At 64.1% G+C, this 26,791-nt stretch carries 26 protein-coding genes; 13 read left to right on the forward strand and 13 right to left on the reverse strand.

What is annotated here, in order from left to right:
- Positions 1–104: 104 nt before the first annotated feature.
- The 3 genes from A3AU_RS0133650 to A3AU_RS0133660 all read right to left on the reverse strand — a co-directional run bounded on the left by A3AU_RS0133650 (position 105) and on the right by A3AU_RS0133660 (position 4,420).
- Positions 105–1,265, reverse strand: coding sequence for an aminodeoxychorismate synthase component I (locus A3AU_RS0133650; RefSeq protein ID WP_418001094.1), 1,161 nt, complete (start codon positions 1,263–1,265; stop codon positions 105–107).
- Positions 1,266–1,470: 205 nt separating this feature from the next.
- Positions 1,471–2,220: an NADH dehydrogenase gene (locus A3AU_RS0133655; protein WP_027056767.1), complete on the reverse strand. Its 750-nt coding sequence runs from the start codon at positions 2,218–2,220 to the stop codon at positions 1,471–1,473.
- 361 nt (positions 2,221–2,581) lie between these two features.
- Positions 2,582–4,420, reverse strand: coding sequence for a M3 family oligoendopeptidase (locus A3AU_RS0133660; RefSeq protein ID WP_027056768.1), 1,839 nt, complete (start codon positions 4,418–4,420; stop codon positions 2,582–2,584).
- A 172-nt stretch (positions 4,421–4,592) separates the two neighbouring features.
- Here A3AU_RS0133660 and A3AU_RS0133665 point away from each other — a divergent pair, with 172 nt between their 5' ends.
- The 3 genes from A3AU_RS0133665 (at position 4,593) to A3AU_RS0133675 (ending at position 8,712) form a co-directional block, all read left to right on the forward strand.
- Positions 4,593–6,110 carry a sigma-54-dependent transcriptional regulator gene (locus tag A3AU_RS0133665; protein ID WP_027056769.1) on the forward strand — a complete coding sequence of 506 codons (1,518 nt, stop codon included), beginning with the start codon at positions 4,593–4,595 and terminating at the stop codon, positions 6,108–6,110.
- A 373-nt stretch (positions 6,111–6,483) separates the two neighbouring features.
- Positions 6,484–8,334: a peptidoglycan L,D-endopeptidase MepK gene (locus A3AU_RS0133670; RefSeq protein ID WP_027056770.1), complete on the forward strand. Its 1,851-nt coding sequence runs from the start codon at positions 6,484–6,486 to the stop codon at positions 8,332–8,334.
- Positions 8,335–8,517: 183 nt separating this feature from the next.
- The gene (locus tag A3AU_RS0133675; protein WP_027056771.1) at positions 8,518–8,712 is read left to right on the forward strand and encodes a hypothetical protein; all 195 of its coding nucleotides are present in this window, start codon (positions 8,518–8,520) and stop codon (positions 8,710–8,712) included.
- A gap of 227 nt (positions 8,713–8,939) precedes the next feature.
- On the opposite strand, the gene A3AU_RS0133680 is transcribed toward A3AU_RS0133675, so the two are convergent.
- The gene (locus A3AU_RS0133680; protein ID WP_027056772.1) at positions 8,940–9,833 is read right to left on the reverse strand and encodes an AraC family transcriptional regulator; all 894 of its coding nucleotides are present in this window, start codon (positions 9,831–9,833) and stop codon (positions 8,940–8,942) included.
- Between the two features lie 129 nt (positions 9,834–9,962).
- Between A3AU_RS0133680 and A3AU_RS0133685 the strand changes: the two genes are divergently transcribed.
- A complete protein-coding gene (locus A3AU_RS0133685) occupies positions 9,963–10,712 on the forward strand; it encodes an SDR family oxidoreductase (RefSeq protein ID WP_027056773.1) in 750 nt (249 codons plus the stop codon).
- Between the two features lie 11 nt (positions 10,713–10,723).
- Here A3AU_RS0133685 and A3AU_RS0133690 read toward each other — a convergent pair whose 3' ends face one another.
- A complete protein-coding gene (locus A3AU_RS0133690) occupies positions 10,724–11,362 on the reverse strand; it encodes a 2-dehydro-3-deoxy-phosphogluconate aldolase (RefSeq protein WP_027056774.1) in 639 nt (212 codons plus the stop codon).
- A gap of 201 nt (positions 11,363–11,563) precedes the next feature.
- On the opposite strand from A3AU_RS0133690, the gene trhO reads away from it, so the two are divergent.
- The 3 genes from trhO to A3AU_RS0133705 all read left to right on the forward strand — a co-directional run bounded on the left by trhO (position 11,564) and on the right by A3AU_RS0133705 (position 14,409).
- Positions 11,564–12,493 carry an oxygen-dependent tRNA uridine(34) hydroxylase TrhO gene (trhO, locus tag A3AU_RS0133695; RefSeq protein ID WP_027056775.1) on the forward strand — a complete coding sequence of 310 codons (930 nt, stop codon included), beginning with the start codon at positions 11,564–11,566 and terminating at the stop codon, positions 12,491–12,493.
- A 123-nt stretch (positions 12,494–12,616) separates the two neighbouring features.
- Positions 12,617–13,357 (forward strand): tellurite resistance TerB family protein, encoded by a 741-nt coding sequence (locus A3AU_RS0133700; RefSeq protein ID WP_027056776.1) that lies wholly within the window; start codon positions 12,617–12,619, stop codon positions 13,355–13,357.
- A gap of 296 nt (positions 13,358–13,653) precedes the next feature.
- Entirely contained in the window at positions 13,654–14,409 is a 756-nt protein-coding gene (locus A3AU_RS0133705) for an SDR family oxidoreductase (RefSeq protein ID WP_027056777.1), read from the forward strand.
- 33 nt (positions 14,410–14,442) lie between these two features.
- Here A3AU_RS0133705 and A3AU_RS0133710 read toward each other — a convergent pair whose 3' ends face one another.
- Both A3AU_RS0133710 and A3AU_RS0133715 read right to left on the reverse strand, forming a co-directional pair.
- Positions 14,443–14,817: a YciI family protein gene (locus tag A3AU_RS0133710; protein WP_027056778.1), complete on the reverse strand. Its 375-nt coding sequence runs from the start codon at positions 14,815–14,817 to the stop codon at positions 14,443–14,445.
- A gap of 149 nt (positions 14,818–14,966) precedes the next feature.
- Entirely contained in the window at positions 14,967–16,151 is a 1,185-nt protein-coding gene (locus A3AU_RS0133715; protein ID WP_027056779.1) for a pyridoxal phosphate-dependent aminotransferase, read from the reverse strand.
- Positions 16,152–16,234: 83 nt separating this feature from the next.
- Here A3AU_RS0133715 and A3AU_RS0133720 point away from each other — a divergent pair, with 83 nt between their 5' ends.
- From A3AU_RS0133720 to denD, 4 genes are all read left to right on the forward strand, one after another.
- Positions 16,235–16,921: a GNAT family N-acetyltransferase gene (locus tag A3AU_RS0133720; protein ID WP_027056780.1), complete on the forward strand. Its 687-nt coding sequence runs from the start codon at positions 16,235–16,237 to the stop codon at positions 16,919–16,921.
- Between the two features lie 26 nt (positions 16,922–16,947).
- Positions 16,948–17,910, forward strand: a complete 963-nt coding sequence (locus tag A3AU_RS0133725; RefSeq protein WP_027056781.1) for a cation diffusion facilitator family transporter — start codon at positions 16,948–16,950, stop codon at positions 17,908–17,910.
- 89 nt (positions 17,911–17,999) lie between these two features.
- Positions 18,000–18,212, forward strand: coding sequence for a hypothetical protein (locus A3AU_RS0133730; protein WP_027056782.1), 213 nt, complete (start codon positions 18,000–18,002; stop codon positions 18,210–18,212).
- A gap of 12 nt (positions 18,213–18,224) precedes the next feature.
- A complete protein-coding gene (gene denD / locus A3AU_RS0133735) occupies positions 18,225–19,208 on the forward strand; it encodes a D-erythronate dehydrogenase (RefSeq protein WP_027056783.1) in 984 nt (327 codons plus the stop codon).
- On the opposite strand, the gene A3AU_RS0133740 is transcribed toward denD, so the two are convergent.
- The 4 genes from A3AU_RS0133740 to A3AU_RS0133755 form a co-directional block, all read right to left on the reverse strand.
- Entirely contained in the window at positions 19,205–20,446 is a 1,242-nt protein-coding gene (locus A3AU_RS0133740; protein ID WP_027056784.1) for a nickel/cobalt transporter, read from the reverse strand. The two genes, denD and A3AU_RS0133740, sit on opposite strands and share 4 nt — an antisense overlap.
- The gene (locus A3AU_RS0133745; protein WP_027056785.1) at positions 20,443–21,111 is read right to left on the reverse strand and encodes a DUF1007 family protein; all 669 of its coding nucleotides are present in this window, start codon (positions 21,109–21,111) and stop codon (positions 20,443–20,445) included. Before A3AU_RS0133745 ends, A3AU_RS0133740 begins: the two co-directional genes overlap by 4 nt.
- A 90-nt stretch (positions 21,112–21,201) precedes the next feature.
- Positions 21,202–22,101 (reverse strand): LysR family transcriptional regulator, encoded by a 900-nt coding sequence (locus tag A3AU_RS0133750; RefSeq protein WP_027056786.1) that lies wholly within the window; start codon positions 22,099–22,101, stop codon positions 21,202–21,204.
- Positions 22,102–22,107: 6 nt separating this feature from the next.
- Positions 22,108–23,304, reverse strand: a complete 1,197-nt coding sequence (locus tag A3AU_RS0133755; protein ID WP_027056787.1) for an amidase — start codon at positions 23,302–23,304, stop codon at positions 22,108–22,110.
- Between the two features lie 542 nt (positions 23,305–23,846).
- Between A3AU_RS0133755 and odc2 the strand changes: the two genes are divergently transcribed.
- On the forward strand, positions 23,847–24,980 hold the full coding sequence (gene odc2, locus A3AU_RS0133760) for an ornithine/lysine decarboxylase (protein ID WP_027056788.1): 1,134 nt from the start codon (positions 23,847–23,849) through the stop codon (positions 24,978–24,980).
- A 140-nt stretch (positions 24,981–25,120) separates the two neighbouring features.
- Positions 25,121–25,687: a GNAT family N-acetyltransferase gene (locus A3AU_RS0133765; protein WP_027056789.1), complete on the forward strand. Its 567-nt coding sequence runs from the start codon at positions 25,121–25,123 to the stop codon at positions 25,685–25,687.
- An 86-nt stretch (positions 25,688–25,773) separates the two neighbouring features.
- On the opposite strand, the gene A3AU_RS0133770 is transcribed toward A3AU_RS0133765, so the two are convergent.
- Together A3AU_RS0133770 and A3AU_RS0133775 are read right to left on the reverse strand one after the other, a co-directional pair.
- Positions 25,774–26,058 carry an SCP2 sterol-binding domain-containing protein gene (locus A3AU_RS0133770; RefSeq protein WP_027056790.1) on the reverse strand — a complete coding sequence of 95 codons (285 nt, stop codon included), beginning with the start codon at positions 26,056–26,058 and terminating at the stop codon, positions 25,774–25,776.
- 183 nt (positions 26,059–26,241) lie between these two features.
- Positions 26,242–26,778, reverse strand: a complete 537-nt coding sequence (locus tag A3AU_RS0133775) for a hypothetical protein (RefSeq protein WP_027056791.1) — start codon at positions 26,776–26,778, stop codon at positions 26,242–26,244.
- Positions 26,779–26,791: the final 13 nt, after the last annotated feature.

The raw sequence follows: 26,791 nt of genomic DNA on the forward strand, positions 1-26,791 counted from the left end.
TCATCCAACTTCGAAATCAAGAACGACACTAGGACTCGTTAGTTTGCCAGTGTGCTTTCGATTCTGAAATTCGCTTTGCCCCTTGTATCAAACGAATACGAATTTCAGAATCGGGACACTGGCGGCGTTCCCGTCGCGAAGCGGGCTTTGAGCAGACACTCCTGATACTCCTCCTCAGGTGTCGAATCGAAGACGATGCCGCCGCCGACATTGTAGACGGCCTCGCCACTGGCAAAGAGGGAGATGGTGCGGATCGCCACGGAAAAGCGCATCGTGCCGCCGGGCGCGATCCAGCCTATGGCGCCGCAATAGACGTCGCGCGGCGTGCCTTCCAGATCGTGCAGGATCTCCATCGCGCGGATCTTGGGCGCGCCGGTGATCGAGCCACAAGGAAAGAGCGCTGCAAAGATCTGCCGGATCGACAGTCCCGGCAGCAGCTTCGCCCTGACGTCGCTCACCATCTGGTGGACCGTCGGGTAGCTCTCGATGCGAAACAGTTCCGGCACCTCCAGCGTGCCGACCTCGCTGATCAACGAGATATCGTTGCGCAGGAGGTCGACGATCATCCGGTTCTCGGCCTGGTTCTTCTCGTCATTGCGCAGGAAGTTCTTCTGCCGCTCGTCCTCGTCCCTGGTCGCGCCGCGCGGGGCGGTGCCCTTCATCGGATGCGTCTCGATCATCCCCGCGGCATCGATCTCGAAGAACAGTTCGGGCGAGCGCGACAGTACGATGGGATCGCCAAGGGCGACCAGCGCGCCATATTTCACCGGCTGGCGTTCGGTCAGCGCATCGAAGGCGGCAAGCGGATCGCCCGACCATTGCGCCCGCACCGGAAAGGTCAGGTTACCCTGGTAGCAATCGCCCTGCCTGATGTGCTGGTGCAGCCGCGAGAAGCGTTTCTCGTAGTCCTCGAACGACCAGTCTGCCCTTGCGTCGAAGATCGGGCCATTGGTCGCCGCTGCGTCGCGCGGCTGCACGGGCTCGTCGACCGGAGCATCGAAGACACCGAGACAGACCAGAGGAGCGCGGCGCCGACCCGGCAGCAAGGGAACGAGTTTCGGTTCCAGCAGATAACCGGCCTCGTAGGAGAAATAGCCGGCCAGCCACTTGCCGGCGTCGTGGGCGGCCTGCGCTGCTTCCAATGCCGCAGGAAAGTCCTTTGCCGCATGCGCGACGATGATGTCGGCCGGCCGGTCGAAAACGAGCTGGCGCGCGCTTTCGTCGTTGCGGAAAATGGCGGCGGGCAGGGACATGGGAACCGGGATCGATGAAGCCGTCGACCGCTCTATATGGGGGGCCGGCCGCATGCAATCGAGGGAACGGCACCTTGCCCCTCAAAGCCGACCTTTTGGGCCGACCTCTTGGGCTGACTTTCCGGGCCAACCTTTGGGCCGACCTGCGCGGGCGCTGCCGGCAAAAACCAACTGGCGGACCTTCTGGCACCGCCAGCTTGATGATCTGCCCTTCCGCTCAGGTGTTGCTGGCGGTTCCGGCTGTCGGAAACTGCTTGGCGAATTCCTTCTCGTCGCCGGCGGCAAGCAGCTTGGCCTGGTCGATCCAGCGTTCGCGCGCGATGCGACCGTCGAAATTCATCACATCCTCGATCCGCTTGATGTCGGCTGCGGTCCACGCGGCGATCTGGGCGAAAGTGGTGACGCCTTGCGCCTTGAGCAGCTTCTCGTTGACCGGGCCGATGCCGATCAGCCGGCGCAGATTGTCGGGCTTGGCCGTTGCTGGCTTGGCCGCCGTCGGTTTGGCCGCCGGCGGCGCAGCCTTCTTGGCGGCTGCCGGCTTGGGCGCGGCCGAGCTCTTTGCCGCCGAGGTGGCGGAGGCCGCAGGTTTGCTCGCGGGTTTGGCGGCGGCGGCTTTCGCCGGCGCGGCCTTCGCGGCTGGTTTGGCAGGAGCAGGCTTGGCCGCTGCCGGAGCGGATTTGGCCGCGGCCGGCGTCGACATCAACGCTGCTGGCGGCTGGCTGGCGGCCTTTGCCGCGCCGGCTCCCGCATCGCGCAACTGGCGCTCGAGATCGGCGCGGGTCTTGCCGCATGCATTGAGTTCGCCGGTGAGGCGGTCGCTGTCGGCACGCAGCCTGTCGCGCTCGCCGCGGGTGCGGTCGAGGTCGCCGCGCAGGCTGTCGAGTTCGCCACGCAGGCGACCCCAGATGAACCAGCCGACCAACACGCCTACCAGGAACGCCAGGACCACGTAGAAAAAAGTGCCCATTGTCTCTCTCCAGTCAGATCCGTCTGCCGTGGGTCATGACCTTCGGCGATGGACTACTCGATGATGGTTCCGCTGATGGACGGAACTGCCGGCTTCGGTTCGAGCCGTCGGCGCTCGGCTTTGCTTGCCTATGGCCAACGACCGTTGTCGCGTTCGCCTGAGCGTCACGGCCGGCCGAGATTTTCCCTCGCCGATCCGCATGCGCTCCGGCTGAGCTTGCAGCGAAGGCTATCATAGGGCTTGTGGAAAGCTATGGGAAAAACTTCCGCCTAGAGTTGTTCTAGAACAAATATTTAGCGCAAGAATAGTTCGATCCCAACATGCATTCCGGCTAAACTGTTCTGTTCATGCGAGAGGTGTCTCAGCTGTCGAGGGATTCCAGTTCGTCGATCAGGCCACTGATGACGCCGAGCCCGATCTGCCAGAAGGCGGGATCGGTGGCGTCGAGACCGAAGGGCGCCAGCAGTTGCGAATGATGCTTGGTGCCGCCGGCGCGCAACATCTCGAAATACTTGTCCTGAAAACCGCGCTCGGCGTTCTGATAGACGGCGTAGAGCGAGTTCACCAGGCAGTCGCCGAACGCATAGGCGTAGACATAGAAGGGCGAGTGGATGAAGTGCGGGATGTAGGTCCAGAACACTTCGTAGCCGTCACGCAGCTTGATCGCGGGGCCGAGGCTTTCGGCCTGCACTTCCAGCCAGAACTGGCCGAGCCTGTCGGATGTCAGTTCGCCGTTGCGGCGCTCGGCATGCACCTTGCGCTCGAATTCGTAGAAGGCGATCTGGCGCACGACCGTGTTGATCATGTCCTCGACCTTCTGGGCGAGCATGGCCTTGCGCTCGCGCCGGTCGGTCGTCTGCTCGAGCAGCGAACGGAAGGTCAGCATCTCGCCGAAGACGGACGCCGTCTCGGCCAGCGTCAGCGGCGTCGACGCCATCAGCGCGCCCTGGCCGGCGGCCAGCACCTGATGGACGCCGTGGCCGAGCTCGTGCGCCAGCGTCATCACGTCGCGCGGTTTGCCCATGTAATTGAGCAGCACATAGGGATGCGCCGACGGCACGGTCGGATGGGCGAACGCGCCCGGCGACTTGCCCGGGCGAACCGGGGCGTCGATCCACTTGCGGTCGAAGAAGGTGCGCGCGATCTCGGCCATCTCCGGCGAGAAGCGCTGATAGGCGGAGAGCACGGTGTTCCTGGCCTCGTCCCAGCCGATCACCGCCTGGGGGGTCTCGGGCAGCGGCGCATTGCGGTCCCAGTGGTTCATCACCTCCATGCCGAGCCACCGGGCCTTCATCGCGTAGTAGCGATGCGACAGGCGTGGATAGGCCTCCCGCACCGCGGTGGCCAGCGCATCGACCACGCCGCGCTCGACACGGTTGGCGAGATGGCGTGAATCGGCGATGTCCTCGAAGCCGCGCCAGCGGTCGGAAATTTCCTTGTCCTTGGCCAGAGTGTTGGTGATCAGGGTAAAGGTGCGCAAATTCTTGCGGAAGGTCGCGGCCAGCGCCTCGGAGGCGCGCCGTCGCACCTCGCCATCGGCATCCTGCAGGCGGTTGAGCGCCGGCTCCAGCGTCATGTCCTCGCCATCGACGTCGAAGCGAAGGTCAGTCATCGTCTCGTCGAACAGTCGGTTCCAGGCGCCACGTCCGGTGATCGACTTCTCGTGGAAAAGCTGCTCGACGCGGTCCTCGAGCTGGTAGGGCTTGTCCATGCGCAGGTCGAGGACCCAAGGCCGGTAGTGGCCGAAAGCCGGATCGGCGGCGAGGGCGCTTTCGATCGCGGCGTCATCGATCAGGTTCAGTTCGAGGGCGAAGAACAGCAGATGCGCGCTGGCATCGGTCATCTTCTCCTGGATGTCGCCATAGAGCTTGGCGCGCTGCGGATCGGCGGTGTTGCCGGCATAGACGAGGCCGGCATAGGAGACGATGCGGCCGATCAGTTCCTCAAGTGCCTCGTAGGCGACCAGCGCCTCGCCCAGTCGGCCGGCGCTGCCGCGCCCGGCCTCGGCGGCGAGCGTACCCTTCCAGCGAGTCTCGAAGGCGATTGCGTCGGCGGCGGCTTTGGCTATGTCACGCTTCAGTTCCGGGGCTTCCATGCCGGCATAGAGGTCGGCAAGGTTCCATTCCGGCAGATCGCCAAGCTCGGCCGCGCCCTGACCGGACGCCGGTGCCGCAAGCCGCCGACCAAACATCATGCGCATCGACAATACCTTCTGTGGATTATGGGGTCAGAATCAAGCAGCAGAATCAGGGGGAACAGGGAAGCCGGTCAAATCCTAAGGAATTCGTTCACCGGGTTTTTTGAAACCTTATTTAGAACCCTGTGCCAAGATGATCCATGGGGATTTCGGGCACGGGCAGTTCAAGACAGTCATGACAGGTTCCATACTCATAGTCGATGACGATCCGGTGCAGCGCCGGCTTCTCGAGGCGGCGGTGACGCGGTTCGGCCACACGGCAATCGTCGTCGATAGCGGTGCCGCCGGCCTCGAAGTGCTCGATGGCCCTGGCGCCCGCGACATCTCGGTGGTGATCCTCGATCTGGTCATGCCCGGTCTTGACGGCATCGGCGTGCTGAAGGCGATGCGCGAACGTGACATCACCGTTCCGGTCATCGTGCAGACCGCGCAGGGTGGCATCGAAACCGTGGTTTCGGCAATGCGCCATGGTGCTTTCGATTTCGTCGTCAAACCGGCTTCGCCCGAAAGATTGCAGTCCTCGATCGCCAACGCGCTCAAGGTCGAAGCGGTCGAAGGCGAGGTCAAGCGCACATCGCGCAAGCGCGGCGGGCTTCTGACCTTCAAGGACATGATTACCCACAGTCCGGCCATGGACAGGGTGATACGCCTCGGACAGAAAGCGGCTGCCTCAAACATTCCCATCCTGATCGAAGGCGAATCCGGCGTCGGCAAGGAATTGGTGGCACGCGCCATCCAGGGCAGCGGCGACCGCCGCTCGAAACCCTTCGTCACCGTCAATTGTGGCGCCATTCCAGACAATCTGGTCGAATCGATCCTGTTCGGCCATGAGAAGGGCTCGTTCACCGGCGCCACCGACAAGCACACCGGCAAGTTCGTCGAGGCACATTCGGGCACGCTGTTCCTCGACGAGATCGGCGACCTGCCGCTCGACGTGCAGGTCAAGCTGTTGCGGGCGGTGCAGGAGGGCGAGGTCGATCCGGTCGGCGGCCGCTCGACCGTCAAGGTCGACATAAGGCTGATTTCGGCGACGCACCGCAACCTCCTGCAGCAGGTCAAGGACGGCAAATTCCGCGAGGATCTGTTCTACCGCCTCAACGTCTACCCGATCTTCGTGCCGCCGCTGCGCGACCGTCGTGACGACATTGCGCATCTGGTCACGCATTTCATGGAAAAGGTAGCGCCCGCCGACCCGCGCCACCGCCTGCAAGGCATTTCGGCCGCAGCCCTTGCCGTGCTGCAGGCCTATGATTGGCCCGGCAACATCAGGCAGTTGGAAAACGCCGTCTTCCGCGCCTCGGTGCTGTGTGGCGGCGACGTGCTCGATGTCGACGATTTTCCGCAGATTCGTGCGCAGGTGGAAGGCACCGTCAACCTCGAAACGGACGATGCGACACCACAGTTTTCATCGCCGCCTGGACCGCTCGACGAGGAGGTGCCGACGGCTGAGCCGGATCGGCCGGCCGTGCTTCAGCCCAGGTTCGGCACACTGCGGGCGCTCGACGAACGCGGCAATGTGCGGGCGCTGGCCGATGTCGAACTCGAGATGATCAAGCTCGCCATCGACCACTACAACGGCCAGATGAGCGAAGTCGCGCGCCGCCTCGGCATCGGCCGTTCGACGCTTTACCGTAAGCTCAAGGAATACGGCATCGACCCGGAAACCGGACGCGTCGATCGCCTCGCGTCCTGAATCGGACGCAAGGCCCAGACCAGCCTGCAATGCCAGATTTGGCCCTGTATCGGCCGGTTCGGCTGAAATAGGGCGACGCTGTGGACATGCCTGTTCACGCATTAAGGCTAACGGTAACAGATCGTGTTCGGCCAAAACCGGAATCCTGATCTAAACCAGCGGTTTACCAAGAAATCTTGTGAACAATTTTTGACGGGATATCGCCATGGTGTTACCGCATTTCGGCTTCAATAAGCGATGATTAACCATTAGGATCGATATTCGGATGTGAAAACCACACGTCCGTTTGGGCAAATCCGGGGACAAACGGCAGCCTGCAAGGCCTTTTGATTTGAACAGAATCGAACGATTCAGAAACGGGCGTCATAATCATTTGAGCGTCTGGCCGAGATGGCTGGCAGCGGTGATCGTCGCTTTTGGTGTTGTTGCCGCGGCCGCCACCGGCGCCCAGGCCGAAGTTCGTTCGCTGAAGCTCTATCACCTCCACACGCACGAAAAGGCCGAGATCGTCTACAAGCGAAACGGCCGCTACATTCCCGAGGGCCTGCGCAAGATCAACATCATCCTGCGCGACTGGCGACGCAATGAACCGACCAAGATGGATCCGCGCCTGCTCGACCTGGTCTGGGAAGCATATCGCGAAAGCGGCGCCACCGACTATATCCAGGTCGTCTGCGGTTACCGTTCGCCGTCGACCAACTCGATGCTGCGCAGCCGCAGCCGCGGTGTCGCCGAGAAGAGCCAGCATATGCTCGGCAAGGCGATGGATTTCTATATTCCCGGCGTGCCGCTGAAGAAGCTGCGCAATATCGGCCTGAAGATGCAGGGCGGTGGCGTCGGCTACTATCCGACTTCCGGTTCGCCGTTCGTTCACATGGATGTCGGCAATGTGCGCCACTGGCCCGGCATCAGCCGCCAGGAACTGGTCAGCCTGTTTCCCAACGGCAAGACGCTGCATGTGCCGAGCGACGGCCGGCCGTTGCCCGGCTATGAACAGGCGCTGGCCTCCTACAAGTCGCGCAAAGGTTCGGGCACACCCAACATCGAACTGGCCAGCGCCGGCGGCAGCGGCAAGAAGTCCGGCGGATTCCTTTCTGCCCTCTTCGGCGGTGGCGGCGCAGACGAGGCCGACGACAGCGCCGACGTAGAGACCGCTTCGGCTGCTCCGGCGCCCAGGAACCTGAAGCCGGCCGCGACCGCCAAGAGCAGCAACCTGCCGGGTATCGCCATCGTGGCGCCCGAGAACGCGCAGCGCGCCGACATTCCGCAGGTCGCCGACGAACAGGCGCCGGAGCCGGAACAGGATACGCCCGAGACGATCATTGCCGCGCTGCCGGCCAAGGAAATTCCGCTGCCGGATTTTGCACCGCGGCCGAAGGTGGATGTCGGCGCGCAGCCTGAGAATGTTCCCTTCGCCATGGCGGACGCGACGACGACTACTGAACAAGCCGTTGCGACCGCGCAGGCGCCGGCGAACATGCCTTTCGGCAAGTCTGACCCTGCGGCGCTGGCGGCTGCCGCCGCCGCCGATCCGGCGCAGGTTGCGGTCAACAACATCCCCTTGCCGACATGGCGTCCCGAACGCACGCTGCCCGCGGAACTCGCACCGACGCCGCCCAGCAAGGATGTGCTGATGGCGCTGGCGGATACGGCCGAACAGGGCAAGACCGCGACGGATGCGTTCTCGGTGTTGCCGTCGGCGCGGCCCGAGCCGGCCAAGCCCGACGCCGTCAAGGCGGTGCTCGAGGAGGCCAATGCCCAAGTCGGGGCCCAGGTCGGCAATGCCGACGAATACAAGGTCGCGTCATTGGCTGAAGAGCCGCGCTCGGCCTTCAACGATCCGTCTGGCGTCGATGCCGCATCGCCGCGTCTGGCCGTTGCCGCCCGTCCGGCCGGTTCCGATCCGGCCGCAGCAATTGGCGCCGGCGTGAAGACGACCCGCAAGGAAGCCAGGGCCACCGCTCGCGACCAGAAGCCCGGCCCCAGGGCCATGGTGGTCGCCGCGGCACCGCAGGCCGCCCGCTGGGCGCTGACCAGCGGTGAGAACGTCGCCACCGTTTCGAGCGCGACGACGGCGCCGGGCTACGCCTACAATATCGTGCATACGCCGCCGAGCGAGGTCTATACGGCCGGCTTCCAGGCGAGCAACGAAGTGGCCGACGTGAATCGCTTCACCGGCAATGCAGTCAAGTTCATGTCGGTCGCCCGCTTCCAGACGAAGTAACCGGCTGACCAGAAACGCAAGAAGCCGCGCCGGGCAACCGGCGCGGCTTCTGGCTTTCCGAAGGCGTGATGCATGCGGCGCCTCGCTCCTGCGAGATCACGCGCGGCTGAACTTCTCGTGAGGCCGGAACGGCTTGCTGATCACCTGGTTAGTGTGGGTACGTTCAAACCCCCGGGGATATCCATGAAGAACATTCTATTGGCATCGGTCATTGCGCTGGCAACCACTTCGGCGGCCATCGCTCCCTCACAGGCAGAGACCGTTGTCGTCAAGACCCACAATCATATGCATATAATGAAGAAGCACTGCCACACCAGGGTGGTCACGAGTTGGAAGCACCATCACAAGGTGACCAGAGAGGTCAAGGTCTGCAACTGATCGATTAAATTCGATTTTGAAGGACCGGTCAGCGGAAGCCGGCCGGTTTTTTTGTTTGCCGCCTCACGCGGTTCATGCGTGTTGGCTCCGAGCTGGTGGAAAGTCATCGCGGGCTTTCCAAGATCGCTTCGTGATTGCCCGTTTGATGGAACCGCCGGACGGATCTGTCTCGGATGGTTTCAGATGTTCCAGGCGGGTAACGGTTTCACCCTTCTCCAGGATCTAGGTTAGTCTATTTCCAGCGTCGCTGTTTCGCGCCTGGCCAGAAGCCGTGCGGCGTCGCGCGCCGGCGGCAGCCCGAAATGGCGCGCATATTCGCGGCTGAACTGGGAGGCGCTCTCATAGCCGACGGCAAAGGCAACACGCGTGGCGTTGCCCGGCTCCGCGATCAGCAGATGACGCGCCTCCAGCAGGCGGACCTGCTTCTGATACTGGATCGGGCTCATCGCCGTCGCCGCCTTGAAGTGGCGATGGAACGAAGCGTTGCTCATATGCGCGAGCGCGGCCAGTTCCGTCACGTCGACCGGCTCGTTGCAGTGCGATCGTATCCAGGCGGTGGCGCGGCGGATCTGTGCCAGGCGGCCGTCAGCGCGTGCGAGTTCGCGCAGCTTCGCCCCTTGCGGGCCTTGCAGCAGGCGGAATGCGATCTCGCGCTCGAGCATGGGCGCGAGCACCGGAATCTCGGCTGGCCGATCGAGCAGCCTCAGCATCCGGCGCCATGCATCGAGCAGTTCGTCATCGGCCCGGTTGGTCACGAAGCTGTCGCCATCGACCGCCTGCTTGTGGTCGATAAGCAGGCTGGCGATCAGCTCGATATCGAGGGCGAAGGCGATGGCCACATAGGGGCGGGCGCTGCTTGCTTCGATCAACTGGCTGGTGGCGGGTGTCTCCACCGCGTAGACAAAATAGCTGCCGGCGCCATAGCGAAGCGTGCGGTCGCCGATCAGCACGGCCTTCGTCCCCTGCAGCACGAGCAATACCGTCGGTTGGCAAAGCTCGGGCAGCGGCGGGGTCGCAACCTCGCTGCGGCCAATGGTGACACGCGGGATGGCTGTCTTGGTGCGTCGCCCATGCGCATGACGCCCAGCGATTGCGATCAATTCCTGCAAGATTGCTTCCATGTCTTCAGCATTGCCGATCCACGCGGGTCGCGCAACCGGTTGAGAGGATTAGGCAAGAGTGCGCGAGTATCCGGCGTGCGAAATTGGCGGGCGCACGTCATTTCTGGGTTCACAGAAGGAGACATGGAAATGACGACGCAAATGAATGCGCTGGTTACCGGCGCCAACAAGGGCATCGGCCTCGAGACGGTTCGCCGGCTGGGGGGCACGGGCTTCAAGGTCTGGCTCGGCGCCCGCGATGCCGGGCGCGGGGAGGCCGCGGCAAAGGCGCTGCGTGACGACGGGCTCGATGTCGAATGGCTCGAACTCGACGTCTCCAGCGACGACAGTGTAGCGGCCGCGGCCAGAACCTTGACGGCGCGGGTCTCCAGCCTCGACGTGCTGGTCAACAATGCCGGCATCGCGCCCGGCTATGTCGACGCGCTCGGTCCCAACGGCCGTTACGAACGGCCGCCAAGCCGCGAGGATGTCGCTGATATGAAGGCCACCTATGACGTCAACGTCTTCGGCCCGGTTCGCGTCACCCAAGCCTTCCTGCCGCTGCTCCTGGCATCGCCCGCCGCCCGAATCGTCATGGTCAGCAGCTATCTCGGCTCGATCGCGCGCGCCGCCGGCAACGGCCAGTCGCTCAATGTCATGGGTTATGGCAGCTCCAAAACAGCGCTCAATTCCATCACGGTGGCCTTCGCCAAGGAGCTTTCTTCGCGCGGCATCATGGTCAACGCCGCCGCTCCCGGCTACACCGCGACCGATCTCAATGCGAACAAGGGCGGCCGTACGGTCCAGCAGGCGGCCGGGATCATCGTGCAACTGGCGACGCTGGAGGCCGGCGGCCCCACCGGTGGCTATTTCGATGAGAACGGTTCGTTGCCCTGGTGAATGGGGACCGGCTATTTCCTGAGCTGGCTGGCGGCGTGTGCGAGCGCTTCGATTTCGTCCCACTTGCCGGCCTTCACCATGTCGTCGGGCGCGACCCAGGAGCCGCCGACGCAGATGACATTAGGCAGGCTGAGGTAGTCGGCGGCGTTCTTGCCGGTGATGCCGCCGGTAGGGCAGAATTTGACATCGGCGAGCGGCGAGGCGAAGGCCTTCAGCGAAGCGATGCCACCAGACTGTTCGGCTGGGAAGAATTTCAGGAAGCGCAGGCCCGCCTCGCGCGCAGCCATGATCTCGCCGGGCGTGATCGCGCCGGGCAGCAATGGAACCTCGCTGTCGGCGGCGGCCGCCAGAAGCTCGCGCGTGATGCCGGGGCTGACGATGAAGCGCGAGCCGGCGCTGGCTGCCTCATCGAACTGCCTGCTGTCGAGGATGGTGCCGGCGCCGACGATGGCTTCCTCGACTTCGGCCGCAACCCGCCGGATCGCTTCCAGCGCATCCGCGGTTCGCAGCGTGATCTCGATCGCCGGCAGGCCGCCGCGTGCCAGGGCACGGGCCAATGGCACCGCGTTGGCGACATCATTGATCTTCAGCACCGGAATGACCGGCTGGCCGTTGAGGAGCGACAGGAGTTTTTCGGTCTTGCTTGGCATCTGTCTCTCCATCTCAAAGGTGATTTCAACCGATTAGCAGACGGGTGTTGGCCTGTCCACGAAACCGGTCGCGTCGCGATGTCACGCACCATCGCACAGCTTATCGGCTCTTGTCCGACACCGCCATGACAGGTGCCGAAGACAAGCCGCCGAGCCGTTTCACCTTGAATCGGCTTTTACGAGCGTCTAGTTGCTCTGGCAATGACACCGTCCGCACCATCCCAGCCAGTCCGCGTCGCTGCGCTCTACAAGTTCGCCCGGCTCGACGCCTTCGAGACGCTGCGCGCGCCGCTCGCGGCCTTCTGCTGCGGGCGCGGCATCAAGGGCACGCTGCTTCTGGCGCATGAAGGCATCAACGGCACCGTCGCCGGCAGCGAAGCGGCGATCGCCGAGCTCATCTGTCATATCGAAACCGTCGACGGGCTGGCGGGCCTCGAGGTCAAGTACAGCAGAGCCGTGGAAATGCCGTTCCACCGCATGAAGGTGCGGCTGAAGCGCGAGATCGTCACCATGGGCGTCGAGACGATCGACCCGGCGACCAGTGCCGGCACCTATGTCGTGCCCGCCGATTGGAACGCGCTGATTTCCGAGCCCGACACGATCGTCATCGACACGCGCAACGCCTACGAGGTGTCGATCGGCACCTTCAAGGGTGCGGTCGATCCGGCGACCGCGAGTTTTCGCGAGTTTCCGGCCTGGGTGGAGGCGCATCGGGCGGAACTCGAGGGGCGCAAGGTGGCGATGTTCTGTACCGGCGGCATACGCTGCGAAAAGGCCACCGCCTATGTCAAGTCGCTCGGCTTCGAGGACGTGTTCCACCTCAAGGGCGGCATCCTCAAATATCTCGAAGAGGTTCCGGCCGAAGAGAGCCTGTGGCAAGGCGAGTGCTTCGTCTTCGACGAACGGGTTTCGGTGTCGCACGGCCTCGCCGAGGGCGATGCCGAGCTTTGCCGCGCCTGCCGCCATCCGCTGACGGCAGGCGAGCTCGCGTCGCCAAAATATGCCGCCGGTGTCTCTTGCCCGCATTGCTTCGACGCCCGTAGCGACGAGGACCGCCAGCGCTATGCAGAGCGCCAGCGGCAGGTCGAGCTGGCGCAAGCGCGCGGCAAGGGGCCGCATATCGGGTCGTGACCCCCCGGGGCATCGGAGCCCCCGGCAAAGCGGCCGCCTGTCATTGCAATGTCAAGCTTCGGGACCTACGTCTTCGGCGTTCGAAACCTGCCCGTTCGGCCGGGCAAAAGCTGGAGGCACTGAATGTTCGATCCCAAGAAGCTTCTCGACGATCTCCTCGGCTCGCAAATTCCCGGCACCAGCGGCACCGTCCGCGACAAGGCGGGACAGGCCGTGCAGATGGCCAAGGATAACCCACTGGCCGCCGGTGCCCTGGCGGCGGTGCTGCTTGGGACCGGTGCCGGCCGCGAAGTGACCGGTGCGGCGGTGAAACTCGGTGGCCTGGCAGCGATCGGCGGCCTCGCCTACAAGGCCTATCAGAACTACAAGGCCGGCAACGCGCCGGAGCAGACGCCTGCCGCCGGCGAGCCGGAATTGCTGCCGCCCCCCAGGGACACCGCCTTCCATCCCTCGCAGGCGCCGCAAGGCGAGGACGAATTCACGCTGACCCTGGTGCGGGCGATGATCTCGGCGGCCAAGGCCGACGGCCATGTCGACGACGAGGAGCGCAAGAAGATCGCCGGCAAGCTTAGCCTTTCGGGGATCGGCTCCGATGCCGAGAAATTCCTGATGGCGGAGCTGGAGAGCCCGCTCGACCTCGACACGCTGGTGGCGGGCGCCCACACTGACGCGCAGAAGCTTGAACTCTATACGGCATCGCGCCTCACCATCGATCCCGACACGCGCGCCGAGCGCGGCTATCTCGACCTGCTCGCCGGCCGGCTTGGCCTGCCGGACGCGCTGGTCGACCATGTCGAGGCGACGGTTTCGGCGGCCAAGGTTCCGGCAGCAAAGGCAGGGACTTCGCCCAATCCGCGCTGGTAGGCCAAATCGGCACAGGCGGCCTTTTCCGGCGTTAACCTTTCGTTAACTCAGGAAGCGCATGATTCTACACAGTCGGATCGGCTTTCCTCCTCCCAAGCCCGGTTCAGATCAGGGCGGTCGCCAATGACCGCCCTTTTTGTCGGCCCTTGCAAGGCTCCTTCAAAAACCGGCTTCCACTTTTCGACGGCATGCGCCGGCGGCTGCGCTTGCCATCGCTACCGCCATTTGCGATGCCTTCTTCCCGAGCCAGATCCCGAAGATACGTTAGGCACGCGCGGCGCGGCCGGAGGATAGATATGACCGAGCAAAGAACCGCCATCGTCACCGGCGCCGGCACGGGCATCGGCAAGAGCGTCGCCACGGCATTGCTCAAGGAAGGCTGGAACACGGTATTCTGCGGCCGCCGCAAATCCGTGCTGGATGCCGCCGTCGCCGAGGCCGGACCGACCGAGGCCAAAGCACTGGCGGTTGCCTGCGACATCAGCAAGGCCGGCGAGGTCGACGACCTGTTCGAGACGGTGGCGGAAGCCTTTGGCCGCGTCGACCTGCTCTTCAACAATGCCGGCATGGGTTACAAGTCGACGCCGATCGACGAGATCCCGGTCGAGGTGTGGAACGATATCGTCGGCGTCAATCTCACCGGTTCGTTCCTGTGCGCCCGCGCCGCGTTCGGCGCCATGCGCAAGCAGCGGCCGATGGGCGGTCGCATCATCAACAATGGCTCGGTGTCGGCCTATGCGCCACGCCCTGGCTCGGTGCCCTATACGGCGACCAAGCATGCCATTACCGGGCTGACCAAGACGCTGGCGCTCGACGGCCGCCCCTACGACATCGCCTGCGGCCAGATCGATATCGGCAACGCGCTGACCGACATGGCGCAGCCGATGACCGTCGGCGTGCCGCAGGCCAACGGCTCGATATCAGCCGAAGCGGTGATGGATGTGCAGCGCGTTGCCGATGCCGTCGTCCACATGGCTAGCCTGCCGCTCGACGCGAATGTGCTGTTCATGACGGTGATGGCGACCAAGATGCCGTTCGTGGGACGCGGGTGAGCGGCGGACGCTGGCCGCGCTTTCGCCGCCGGCTCATTTGCCGGCCAGCGGCACGCCCGGCTTGAACAGCATGATGGGCCTGATCTCGTAGACCGCGGTCGGATTTACGCGGCGAAGGTCTCGGGCGATCGCGATAGCCTCGTCTCGCTTGGCGCAGTCGACGATATAGAGGCCGAGCAACTGTTCCTTGGTCTCGGCGAAAGGGCCGTCGATGATCGTGCCGTCGCCAGGGCCGCGCAGCGTGCAGGCGTCCGCTGTCGCCCCCAGACGCGCCGACGGTCCAAGCGTGCCTTCCTCATGAAGCCGGGTGTTGATCCTAAGCAGGTCGGCCATCAACGCCGCATCTTCCTGCGGCGTCATCGCCTGGATCACACCTTCCACGTGATAGGCAAGGATTGCATAAAACATCCGGCGTCCCCGTTCGATCCTGTTTCTGGGACGGTACCCCTTCCCGACATGCACGCACAGTCTCGGCCTCGAGCCTCCGGACGGATCATGACACCGTCATGGCGGCCAGCCGCAAACTGCCTGGAAAGGGCACCGGCCTGCTTTGAAATCTACCTGGCGAGGAACGCTCCGATCCGCTCCAGCGCGCGCAGAATGTTCTCCTCGGAATTGGCGTAGGATAGCCTGACATAGCCTTCGCCGAGAATGCCGAAATCAGGGCCGCCGATCAGCGCCACGCCGGCTTCGTCGAGCAGCGCGGAGGCTAGCTTCTTGGCCTTCCAGCCGGTCTTCGAGACATTGGGGAAGGCGTAGAACGCACCCTTGGGCGTGATGCAGGAAATGTTGGGCAAGGCGTTCAGGCCCTCGACCACGACCTTCCGGCGGCGGTCGAAGGCGCGCATCATCGTGTCGACGTCGTCCTGGGGCCCGTCGATGGCCGCGATGCCGGCGAACTGGCTGGGCGCGTTGACGCAGGACCAGCAATTGACCGCCAGCTTGCGCACCTTGTCGTAGAGATGCGCGCCCTTGTCGCCATTCGGCCAGATCGACCAGCCCATGCGCCAGCCGGTCATCGCCCAGGTCTTCGACCAGCCGTTGAGCACGATCAGCCGGTCGCGGATTTCGGGGTAGCCGAGCAGCGAGCAATGCGTCTCGCCGTCATAGGTCATCACGTCGTAGATCTCGTCGGACATAATGGCGACGTCGGGGTGCTTCTCCAACCCCTTGACCAGCTTTTCGATCTCGGCGCGCGGCGTGACGCCGCCGGTCGGGTTGGCCGGCGAGTTGAGGATCAAGAGCCTGGTCTTCGGGGTGATCAGCGCCAGCGTCTCCTCGGCCGAGAAGGCAAAGCCGTTCTCCTCACGCATCGGCACCGGTATTGGTGCCGCACCGGTGAACTCGATCATCGAACGATAGATGGGAAAGCCGGGGTCGGGATAGAGAATCTCGGCGCCCGGCTCGCCGAACATCAGGATCGCGGCGAACATGGTCGGCTTGCCGCCGGGCAGGATCATCACTGTCTCGGGCGAGACCTCGACGCCGGTGGTGGTCAGCGTGCGGCGTACCACCGCCTCGCGCGTTGCCAGAAGACCGTTGGCCGGCGTGTAGCCATGGTGGCCGTCACGCAGTGCCTTGATCGCCGCCTCGACGATGTGCTGCGGCGTCTTGAAGTCGGGCTGGCCGATGCCGAGGTTGACGATGTCGCGGCCCTGTTGGGCAAGTGCGGTTGCCCTCGCGAGCACCGCGAAGGCATTTTCCTCGCCGAGACGGTCGAAGGCCGAAATCGTGTGGAGCATTTTTCCCGTCCGTGTGGTTCTTCCTGTTGGGTCGCGTTTTTGTGAGCCTTGGGCCGCAAAAGTCAAACGGATTGGAGTGTCTGGTGTCGGAAAATCTAACGGATTGGCAGCCACGCCAGCGTCCGGAGCGCAAGGCGATCGACGGCCGATATGTCCGGCTTGAACCGCTGAGCGCCGCAAAGCACGGCGATGGACTTTATGAAGCGTCTTCCGTGTCCGATGTCGACGGCCGCTTCGCCTGGTTGCCAGATTATCCGCCGGAAACCCGTGCGGCCTTCCAGCCATGGCTGGACAAGGCCGAGGCGAGCGAGGATCCGCTGTTCTTCGCCATCATCGACAAGGCCAGCGGCAAGGTCGCCGGGCGCCAGACATTGATGCGCATCGATCCAGTGTATGGCGTCATCGAGATCGGCAACATCTATTGGGGCCCGCTGATCTCGCGCAAGCCGGCGGCGACCGAAGCGCAGTTCCTGTTCATGAAATACATCTTCGACGCGCTCGGCTACCGCCGTTACGAATGGAAGTGCAACAACCGCAACGAGCCATCCAAGCGGGCCGCCGAACGGTTCGGCTTCAAGTTCGAGGGCATTTTCCGCCAGCACCTCATCGTCAAGGGTGAAAACCGCGACACCGCATGGTATTCGGTCATCGACAAGGAATGGCCGGCCTTGCGAAGGGCCTACGAAGCGTGGCTCGATCCGGCCAATTTCGATGGCGCCGGCCAGCAGAAGCGACGGCTCGAGGATTTTCGCGCGGAATTCGGGGCGTGAGCTTCGGCGCGTAACGGGAGTAGCCATTGGCGCATACCCACGATCACGGCGGGCACGATCACGGCGCTGGCCATGTGCATGGTTCGACCGACAAGAGGCGCGTGCTGATCGCGGCCGGGCTGACGGCAGGGTTCATGGTGGCGGAGGCGCTCGGCGGTTTGTTCACCGGGTCGCTGGCGCTGCTGGCGGATGCCGGCCATATGCTTGCCGACGCCATCGCGCTCGGTCTCGCCTGGTACGCCTTCCATCTCGCCGGGCGACCGGCGACGGGACGACTCACCTATGGCTTCGGCCGGGTCAAGACACTGGTGGCCTATACCAACGGCATCGCGATCTTCGTCATCGCGCTGTGGATCGTCTATGAAGCCTGGGGGCGTCTTGAAGCGCCTGCGCCGGTGCTGGGCGGACCGATGCTGGTGGTGGCGATCCTCGGCCTGCTGGTCAATATCGGCTCCTTCCTGGTGCTGCATGGCGGTGATCGCGAGAGCCTCAACATGCGCGGCGCCATCTTGCATGTGCTGGGCGATCTGCTCGGATCGGCCGCGGCGATCGTGGCGGCCATCGTCATCCTGGCAACCGGCTGGACGCCGATCGACCCGATCCTGTCGGTGCTGGTCTCGCTGCTGATCCTGTCGACGGCCTGGTCGCTGATGCGTGCCGCCGCCCATGTGCTGCTCGAAGGCGTGCCGCCAAGCCTTGACCGCGACCTGATCGCGGCCGACATCCAGAATGCGGTCAAGGGGGTGCGCGAGGTGCACCATATGCATATCTGGTCGCTCGACGGCGCCAGCACCATGGCGACGCTGCATGCCTGCCTCGACGAGGGCGTCGACGCGCATCAAGCGGTGAGCACGATCAAGAAGCGGCTTGCCAGCGAGCACGGCATCAGCCATGCCACGGTTGAACCGGAATTCGGCCAGTGCGCCGATGAAAGCGACGACCACGGTCATGCACATGATGCGGCCCCGCATCACCGCCACTATCACTAGGCCCGGTCCATTGCTATCGATCGGCCTTGTCACAGGAGTTCCACAGCCTTGAAAGTCAGCTCGACGAATGCCCGCTGCCCCGGTGCGGCCTGATGGACCGCGACACCAGGAATGCGGCTATCGCAGCGCTGTGGATCATGCTTCTTTTCGGCATTGCGGCCTTCTACCTGCCGACGGTGATGCTGGCTCTCGGCAGTTTTTCGACCGTATTGGCCGGCATCTTCGGCATCGTCTTCGTGCTGGCGTTCTTCCTCGTGTTCTGGCTGCGCGCGCGCACCCAGCGCAAAAATCAGGGCAAGTAAGGGAATTCTGACATGCGCATTCTGATCACCGGCGCCGCGGGCATGGTCGGCCGCAAGCTCATCGCCCGGCTGGCCAAGGATGGACAGCTCAGCGGCAAGACGATCACCGCGCTCGATCTGCACGATATCGTGCCGCCGGAGGCCCCGGCCATGGCTGGCGTCACCATCAGCACCCATACCGGCGATCTCGCCGCGCCGGGTGCCGCCGAGAGCCTGGTCTCGTCGCGCCCCGATGTCGTCTTCCATCTTGCCGGCATCGTGTCGGGCGAGGCGGAAGCGAATTTCGATCTCGGCTATCGCGTCAATCTCGACGGCACGCGCGCGCTGTTCGATGCCATCCGCCTGGCGGGCTTTGCGCCGCGCGTCGTCTTCACCTCGTCGATCGCGGTGTTCGGTGCGCCGTTCCCGGACGTCATTCCCGATGAATTCCATCCGACGCCGCTGACCTCCTACGGCACGCAGAAGCAGATGAGCGAGGCGCTGCTGGCCGACTATTCCAGGCGCGGCTTCTTCGACGGCATCGGCATCCGTCTGCCGACGATCTGCGTGCGGCCCGGCGCGCCGAACAAGGCGGCCTCCGGCTTCTTCTCTGGCATCATCCGCGAGCCGCTGAGCGGCCACGAGGCGATCCTGCCGGTGCCGCGCTCCGTCGTCCACACCCACGCGAGTCCGCGCTCGGCGGTGGGTTTCCTGATCCATGCCGCGGGGATTGACGGCGCCGCGGTCGGGCCGCGCCGCAACCTGACGATGCCCGGCGTCGCCGTCACCGTCGGCGAGCAGATCGAGGCGCTGGAGCGCATCGCTGGGCCGAAGGTGGCAAAGCTGATCCGCGAGGTGCCGGACGAAACGATCTGGGCGATCGTCAAGGGCTGGCCGACCCGGTTCGAGGCGCGGCGGTCACGGGAACTCGGCTTCAGCGCCGAGAAGAGCTTTGACGAGATTATCCGCGCGCATATCGAGGATGAACTCGGCGGGAAGATTCCCGTCCGGGATTAGACGCTGCCGGTCAGGCTGGCCGACAGCAGCAACAATCCGAACAGAAACACGAAAGCTGCGCCGCCGATCTCGACGATCGAATGGATGCGGTTGCCCATGCGGCCGTTGCCGGCGAAATACACCGCCCAGTTCTTGGCGGTCACGGCCAGCGTCGCCAGCGCCGAGACGGTGATGGCGGTTCCCAGCGACATTGCCAGCACCGACAGCAGGCCGCCGAGCCAGAGCCCGTTGAGCAGGGCAAAGCTCAGCACGATCAACGCGCCGGAGCAGGGGCGGATGCCGACGGCCGCCACCGCCGACCAGGCGGTGCGCCAGTCGAAGCGGTCGCCCGACAGCAGCGCCGGATCGGGCGCGTGCGAATGGCCGCAAGTTTCGCAAACCTCGCCCACGGCATGGTCATGATGGGCATGATCGTAATGCGCATGATCGTGCGCTCCGTGACCATGGTCATGCGCGCCGTGGTCGTGATGATCATGCGCCGAATGGTCATGCATATGGTGGTGATCGTCATGGACTCGCAGCGCGTGCGAATGGGCAGGCGCCGAATGGCCGTGCGCGGCATGCGAATGGCCGGCGTGGGAATGACCCGCGTGCGCGTGGCCAGCATGCGAGTGGCCGCCGTGCGAATGGCCGGCATGCGCCGCCGACAGGCTATAGGCGGGCGCCCTGCCGAACAGGCGCAGGATGGAAGGGCCGAGCTTGCGCCACAAGAGCCAGGCGCCGAACAGGGTGACGAGGGCAAAGCTCATGATCTCCATGAACCATGCCGCGTCGGTCATCGAGATGGTGGTGCCGCGCAGGACGAAATAGGCAAGCAGCATCACCACAATCGCCGTCAGGCCCTGCAGCAGCGCCGAGACGAAGGACAACAGGATGCCGCGCCGCAGCGCCACTTCATTGGCGACCATGTAGGAGGAGATCACCGCCTTGCCGTGGCCGGGACCGGCGGCGTGGAAAATGCCGTAGGCGAAGGACAGGCCGATGAGGATCCAGATCTTGCTGCCATCCTGGCGCATGGCCTTCATGGCACCGGCAAGAGCGCGGTAGAATTCCTGCTGCCGCAGATTGATCCACATCAGGATGTGGGCGAACGGACCGGTGGTCGGCGCCATGCCGTCATTGACGCCGATGCCGAGCGAAGACTGGGCATGGGCGGCATTGGCGAAATGCATCGCGGCAAAGGTGAGGGCCAACAGGCCTAGTGCCAAACGCAGGGACGGTTTCGTCACCGGTTTCATCCTTCTGGCTGACAGGTCAGTTCGAGCTTGGTGGCGAAGATCTTGCTCATGTCGGTGCCTGTCGGGTCGTTGAAGAAGGCATCGGTCAAGGTCTTCTGGTTTTCCTTGATGGCCTCATCCGGATCCGGACGGATCACCTTTTTCGTACAGTTCGACGGCAGGCCTTCGACCGTGATGTTGGAATCCTCGGTAAAGTCGATCGCCGTATAGAACGTCGGATCGTAGACGCCGATGTCGATCGTGCCGGTCAGCTTGATCGGCACCTTGGGTTCCGACTCGAACAGGATGATCAGCTGGTCGTTGTCGAAATTGGCCATCAAATGTGGCGGCGGCACCATCGTCACATCCTTGCCGTTCTGCGTGACGAGCTGGAAATAGTTGAATTCGGCCAGCGAGGCATGAACGGTGTCGGCGACATCCTTCAGCTCCTTGTCGTCAAGCTTCAGGTCTGAGTTCTTGTCGAACTCCATCATCACCGTACTCGAAAACAGGTCGTCGAAACGCCAGAGATGACGCAGCGCTTTCACACTTTGGTGATCCGCAGAGAGGATCACGTCGAGGCGGGCCTCGGCGAAGACGTGCGGATGCACGTAAGCCGGCTCCGTGGCGAGAAAGGTCGCCGCCACGGCCGAAGCCAGAATCATTGCGTGCCGTTTGAACTGCATTCGCGGTCGCGATTCCCTTGGCTTTGGAGGTGAGGGCGAGGGGCTATCAGAAAGGGGGCGAAATTGGGACCGCGACGAGGCAAAGAACACTCAGGCGATCTCGCGCGTCCGGAACCACTGCACCAGGAAGTCGACGAAAACCCGGACCTTGGCCGGCAGATAACGGCGGTGCGGATAGACGGCGAAGATGCCGCCGCCGGACAGGATGCGGTCGTCGAGCGCCGTCACCAACTGGCCGGACTTGAGGTCGGGCGCGGCGATGAAATCCGGCAGCATGCAGAATCCGAGCCCCGACAGGGCGGCGGCTCGCGCCGTCATCGGGCTGTTGACCTCGATCGGCCCTGACACGGCGACGCTCAGCTGATCGTTGTTGTCGCCCTTGAATCCCCAGTTGTTGAGCCCGCGGCCATTGGTGTCGACGATACAGGGCATGTGGCCGAGATCCTGCGGCCGCGTCGGCATGCCATGCTTGGCGATCAGTTCGGGCGATGCGCACAGCTTCACGGAAAACGGCGCCAGGCGCCGGGCGATCAACGACGAATTCTCCAGCCTGGAGATGCGTACCGCGAGGTCGAAACCTTCCTCGACGAGGTCGACGAAGCGGTCGTCGAGCTGGATGTCGAGCACGATGTCGGGGTGCTGCTTGGCGAAGTCGATCAGCGATTGGCCGACCGGGGCGTCGGCGAAGGTGCGCGGCGCCGACAGCTTGATCCTGCCGCGTACGTCGCCGGAGGATTCGCGCACGGCGTCGGCCAGGCTATCGACCTCGCGCACGATCTCCGAGGCGCGCCGGTAGTACGTGTGGCCGGCCTCGGTCATCGAGAACTGGCGCGTCGTGCGGTTGAGCAGCAGCGCGCCGAGTTCGTCCTCCAGCTCGCGCACATATTTCGACAGCAGTGCCTTGGAGCGGCCGATCTTGCGCGCCGCCGCCGAAAAGCCCTCGGCCTCGACGACGTCGATGAAGGCGCGCATGCGGGTCAGTGTGTCCATGGTTGTTCAGGCCCTTTGTGCTGCGTCGAGAAGTTTTCGGCCGAGCCGTATCAGGGCAATGTCGCTGCCGGAAGGGCCCAGCAGCGACAGGCCGAACGGTGCGCCGGCGACCGAGCCGATGGGCAAGGTGATCTGTGGAAAGCCGGACAGCCCCGCCAGGCATAGAAGATGCAGGGCTCGCTCGCGATAAGTTTGGAACTGTTCCGGGGTGCTGTCGACATAGGGCGCTGGACCCGGCACCGTCGGCAGGACGAGGAAGCCGTCCGTGCCGAGCAGGGCGCCGAGTTCGCCGCGGAACGTCAGGCGGCGCACTTTCTCGGCCTGCGCCGTGCGGTCATCGACGGCGCGGCCGAAGCCGAACCGCTCCTCGACGCCGGGGCCAAGTTCGCGCTCGCCGCTGGTGATCCATTCGCCATGCACGCCCCAGGCTTCCTTGGCCTGCAGCCGGCGAAAGCACCAGTAGAGTTCATCCGGGGACGAGCTGAAGTGCGTCGCCGTTATGGCCAGGGCGCCGAAAACCGCGCTCGCCAGTGCCTTCATCCCGGCATATTCGGCAATGGCTGGGCGAGCGACCATCTCGTCCAGCCAGCCGAGCGTCAGCGGGCGGTCGAGGGAATGCTGGTGCGGGTCGCGGCCAAGCAGCAGCTTGCCGACGGTCTCGTAGGTCTCGATGTCGTCGGCGAACCAGCCAAACGTGTCGAAGCTCGGCGCCAGCTTCATGGCGCCATCGAGCGAAATGCGGCCATGCGTGGTGCGCAGCCCGATCAGCCCGCAAAAGCTTGCCGGCGCGCGGATCGAGCCGCCTGTGTCGGAGCCCGTGGCGATGTCGGCCAGCCTGCCGGCCACTGCGGACGCCGACCCCGACGACGAGCCACCGGTGACGCGGTCGGGTGCGGCAGGGTTCACCGGAAACGAGAAATGCGCGTTCTGGCCGAACAGCGCGAAGGCAAGCTCGTCGGTCTGCGTCTTGCCGACGAAGCGCGCGCCGGCATCCAGAATCGTCTGCACGGCGGGTGCCGTGCGCGAGGCGGCATTGCTGTCCGCGAACTTCCGTAAATTGCCGCAGCCGGTGCGGTAGCCGGCGACGTCGTAAATGTCCTTGACGGCCAGACGCAGGCCGGCGAGCGGGCCAAGCTCGGCGTTGGCCACCGGCATCTGGCGAAGATCGAGAAAGGCGTTAAGAGGGCCGTGCGTGCCTGTCATCGTTCGATATCCGGATACGATTGCATCTACATTGTTCGATGCCAGAAATTTTACAACCTTGGATACGATTTTTATTGATTGTGACGGCCACCGGCCATATATCGCGCTTGCCCAAAGTCGCACGTGCCTGTGGGTGTCCGCCGATCCTCGAATGGTGAGGGAAATCGGTAAGGTAACTGGAGCCAACCCCTCCAGTCGGTTTAGCGGCCAACCGCCAGACCGAGGACACCTTGAAGCAACGACGGTGCGGGCCTTTCTGGTTCTCTGCCGGTCGTCCAAAGACCGGGGTTACTGAAGAGGCACACCTTCATTGCCGGCAGTGCGGAACGGGGTTCTCCCAATCCAAGCCAAGGCAGACAAAGCGGACCGAAGCCGGGCAAGGCCGAGGTTCATCGCCGCGAGACGGCGTTTCATGGTTCCGGGGTCTCCACCGGCTGGTTCCATGGAATTTCCGTCCCGCCTTTGTTTGACCGCGTGTTCGCGAGGCCGACAGCCCGCGTCCGCACCCTTGTGCGCGCCGAAAGGCGTGATGGAGAAACCCGATGGCTACCCAGCGCATCCTCGACTTCCTCGCCACCCGACGTCCGTCCGGCCCCTGCCTCGTCGTCGACCTCGATGTCGTGCGCGACAATTTCCGCGCCTTCGAGAAGGCGTTGCCCGATTCCAAGATCTACTATGCGGTGAAAGCAAACCCGGCGCCGGAAATCCTGCGCCTGCTTGCCGCGATGGGCTCGTCCTTCGACACCGCATCGGTTGCCGAAGTCGAGATGGCGATGGACGCGGGTGCGCCCGCGGACCGCATCTCCTTCGGCAACACCATCAAGAAGGAGCGTGACATCGCACGTGCCTATCAGCTCGGCATCCGCCTGTTCGCGGTCGATTGCGTCGAGGAGGTGGAGAAGATCGCCCGCGTCGCTCCGGGCGCGCGCGTGTTCTGCCGCGTGCTGACCGACGGCGAGGGCGCCGAATGGCCGCTGTCGCGCAAGTTCGGCTGCGTGCCCGCGATGGCCGTCGACGTGCTGCGCCATGCCAAGGGGCTCGGCCTCGACGCCTATGGCGTGTCGTTCCATGTCGGCTCGCAGCAGACCGACCTGACCGCCTGGGACCGTGCGCTGGCCGACGCCAAGAAGGTGTTCGCGACGCTCGCCGAGGAGGGCATCGTGCTGAAGATGGTCAATATGGGCGGCGGTTTCCCGACGCGTTACCTGCGCGACGTGCCGGTGGCCCAGGCCTATGGCCAGGCGATCTTCTCGGCGCTGCGCAAGCATTTCGGCAATGCCATTCCGGAAACCATCATCGAGCCGGGTCGTGGCATGGTCGGCAATGCCGGCGTCATCAAGTCGGAAGTCGTGCTGATCTCGAAGAAGGCCGACAATGACAATGTGCGCTGGGTGTTCCTCGATATCGGCAAGTTCGGCGGCCTGGCCGAGACCATGGACGAGGCGATCCGCTATCCCCTGGTTACCCGCCATGACGGCTCGGAGACCGCGCCGTGCGTGCTGGCTGGCCCGACCTGCGATTCGGCCGACGTGATGTACGAGAAGACGCCATATCCGCTGCCCTTGTCGCTGACCATCGGCGACGAGGTGCTGATCGAAGGCACCGGCGCCTATACGACCACCTATTCTGCGGTGGCGTTCAACGGCTTCGAGCCTCTCCGATCCTACGTGATCTGACGGTTCTTTATTTGGCGCATTTTCGGCCACCACTTCGCCTGAAAATGCGTTGAGAACCGATCAGATCATCCGGCGCGGGCGCTTGCCGTCCGCCCGGCTTCGCTTGTGGAACAGATCTCCGCTCGCCAAGGATTGCGGAAATGGAAATGTCAGTTGAAATCGTAGCTCATGCGCCGGCCTTCGCAATGGTCGCCGAAACCGGTGCCGACGTCGCGGCACGCGAAGCCTTGCTCGATCGTGCCATGGGGCCGATGCGGCGGAAAAAATCGTCGGAGAAGCTGCGGCGCGGTCGCCGGCCTTCGGAAGGGCTGGCTTTCGTCGCGCGCGATGCATCGGGCGGCGTCGCCGGTACGGTGCGGCTGTGGGATGTCAGACTGGGCGAGGGCGGTCGGGCGGCGTTGCTGCTTGGCCCGCTCGCCGTCGATCCGTCGCTCAAGAATGCCGGCATCGGCTCGGCGCTGATGCGCCATGCGGTCGCGGAAGCCGCGCGGCTGGGCCACGCGGCGATCCTGCTGGTCGGCGACGCGCCCTATTACGGACGCTTCGGCTTCTCAGCCGCCAGGACCGGTTCGCTCGCCATGCCAGGGCCCTATGAGCGGCACCGCTTGCTGGCACTGGAACTGGTGGAAGGCGCGCTCGACGGCGCGCAAGGCACGCTGAAGGCGGCGGGACGCAAACTGAAGGCGCAGGCGACGATGGCCGCTTGAGGCCGCCCCGCTGTCTCCCTAACAAGAACGCCGCCCGGAAGGCGGCGTTTTTGCGGTTCATGAGCCTAACGGGCAGCAGCCTCCGCTCAGCCGATCAGCTGGCTGAGCGCCATCGCCACCGTCATGTCGCCTTCGACTTTGATCTTGCCTGTCATGAACGCCATGGTCGGGTTCAGGTCGCCTGATATCAGCGAGTCCAGATCGTCGAGCGAGAGCTTGATGGTGCAGTCGGTGGGGGCATCGGTGTTCGAGACGGTTGCGCCGTCGATGACGATGACGCCGTCGCTGCCGGTGTCGAATTTCACGGAACGATCGAACCCGCTGCTGGCCACGCGCGACTTGATCTTCTCGGCAATCTCCTGAACGCTCACGCTGTTCTCCTGTCTGGTTGCATCCGTCATGCAGGGAATTTCGGTCCGGCCGAAGCCCTTGCTGCCTCGAGGCGATTACAATCGCTGCCGCATATAGCGGCGGGTTGACGTTTACGTCAACGCGAATTGCTCGGAGTGGTTCCTATCGCCGCACCTGGCGAGCTGCCGGGACAAGCCCGCCGGTCAGTGGGCCGGCGGCGCCTCGGTTTCGCCCGGCTTGGCTGTCTCGGGCGCGGGGGTGGTGGAATCCTGCCGACGGCGCAGCCAATTGTCGCGGATTTCGTCCTTGCTCAGGAAATTCACCTGATCGATCAGAACCTCGTGCACCAGGGTCGCGCCGACGCGGGTGTTGATGGCATCGCGGATCGCGGCGCGAAAGGCATCGAGGTCGATCGTTGCCTTCTTGCTGAAGTCGATCTGGGGATTGGAATAGAGGTAGGTGTAGACCTGATCGGTGATCAGCGCCTCGGCAGGAATCGACAGCTTCTTTATCTGCTCCGGTTCGACGGTGTAGACGAGCTTGGCCAGGAAGTAGCCGCCGATCCCGGAGTCCCGGATCAACGGCACCGAAATGACGTCGGTCTTGACGTAATCCAGCCCGCCCAGCATCGGCTTGGGCTTCTCGCCGACGCCTTTTTCGCCGGCGGCCTGGAACGAATAGAACACCGCGCCGAGCGTGGCGGCGCAGATCCAGACAGCGATGGCGATGACCTTGATCATTCAGAGCCCGAGC

This window comes from Mesorhizobium erdmanii USDA 3471 (assembly GCF_000472705.1).
In the GTDB taxonomy this organism is placed as follows: domain Bacteria; phylum Pseudomonadota; class Alphaproteobacteria; order Rhizobiales; family Rhizobiaceae; genus Mesorhizobium; species Mesorhizobium erdmanii.